Below are 1,362 nucleotides of genomic sequence, written 5' to 3'. Positions count from 1 at the left end.
GGAGAGTGGGTATGCGGTGGGGATCGGTGGCACAGCGAAGGCTGGGACAATATTAAATTATGCTGAAACCAAACTACCGAAAGGCATAAATGCAAATGAAGCACTGCCGGTTGTTGGTAAAACGACAGGGTATGAAAATCAAACCACAAGGATTTCGACAGGGGCAGAAAATATAGCGTTGTATCCTAAATTAAAAGAACAGCTAGCCATAGAAAATCTCCATAATGTAGTCACAAAAAATCCTGTATTGGAGCATGCAGCTTTTGGCAAAGGAAATCTAACTATAAATGGAATATTTTCTCGTCAAGAAGTTGATAGATTGGCACAGGAGTGGGTTGGAAATGGAGCTATTCGCAATAGTGATGGGGGATTAACAAGTGCAGATGGAACAAGGAGGTATAGACCTGCTAAGAATAAGTCTAATTCACCTTATGCGATAACAGGAGTTCAAGCTAATTTTGAACGGATAACTCAAACTTATGATAAGAATAAAGGTAAATATATAGAAAAATCTGAAAGTAATTTACATTTTAATGTTAAGGAATAAATAATCATGATCATTGCTGATTTAAAAGATATTAATTATTGCGGTTTACACTCAAAAAATGAAGCTCAATTATCCATACTTGATCCTTCTGGATATCATTTACAATTGTCATTAACTATAGGTGAAAAAGAAAAAGATGGGGGAGATTATTTTGACGTAGATGTATTTAATACTAAGTTAGTTAAAAATGGAAAAGTAATTTTGGCATCTAAAAGTTTTATTGTTGCTGATGATATAGATGATATAGATGATATAGAAAAAGAAATTAAATATTTTATAAATAGCATTTCGGGAGAGAGCTGGTGCGATGTGTTAATACAATTACGACGTCATTTTGACTGGGAATATGAAAATCATAAGTTTGTTGATTTAGCGAGCATAGGGATAGGGGATGTGGATTGAAAATCCACGCACGAATTAATTTTTCCGTGCTAAATGCCAATCAGCAAGTCGCCAAACAAGACTTGCAGAAAGTGCAAGAGCGGCAAGAAATGGCGAAAGTGATAGGGGAAATTACGAATAACGCCATTAGTATTGCTACTTATGAAGAACGGGAGAAAATCAACAAGCTCGGGCTTGGATAGTGGCTTTGGCTTCGCCTTATCTCAACAAACAAATCCACGAGATGACAAATGGCGATAGCACAAAAGATAAGGGGCTGACGTAGATTAGCCCTAAATTCCACACCATTTTCGCAACATTTTAAGTTGCTCTTTTGGTGTTCCAAAGTTAAACCGAAATTCACATTCCTTCAAGAATAAGGGAAAATTTTTTCGGTCGATTCCATTATATTTTCGGAGTATCCGCTTGGCTTG

3 protein-coding genes and 1 pseudogene are annotated in these 1,362 nt (G+C 36.4%); 3 read left to right on the top strand and 1 reads right to left on the bottom strand.

What is annotated here, in order from left to right:
• From BKK52_RS10835 to BKK52_RS10825, 3 genes are all read left to right on the top strand, one after another.
• The coding region (locus tag BKK52_RS10835; protein WP_208606159.1) for a hypothetical protein at positions 1-547 on the top strand (547 nt) is incomplete at its 5' end.
• 6 nt (positions 548-553) lie between these two features.
• Positions 554-949, top strand: coding sequence for an Imm8 family immunity protein (locus tag BKK52_RS10830; protein WP_077478681.1), 396 nt, complete (start codon positions 554-556; stop codon positions 947-949).
• Positions 946-1,131, top strand: coding sequence for a hypothetical protein (locus BKK52_RS10825; RefSeq protein WP_077478680.1), 186 nt, complete (start codon positions 946-948; stop codon positions 1,129-1,131). Before BKK52_RS10830 ends, BKK52_RS10825 begins: the two co-directional genes overlap by 4 nt.
• Before the next feature lie 90 nt (positions 1,132-1,221).
• Here the strand turns inward: BKK52_RS10825 and BKK52_RS10820 are convergent.
• Positions 1,222-1,362 (bottom strand): annotated as a pseudogene (locus BKK52_RS10820) (IS1595 family transposase); the annotation flags it as partial.

It is taken from the genome of Rodentibacter trehalosifermentans (assembly GCF_002000545.1).
In the GTDB taxonomy this organism is placed as follows: Bacteria; Pseudomonadota; Gammaproteobacteria; order Enterobacterales; family Pasteurellaceae; genus Rodentibacter; species Rodentibacter trehalosifermentans.
Note: the sequence above shows the minus strand (reverse complement) of the source record. Positions and strands in the feature narration are given on the sequence as shown.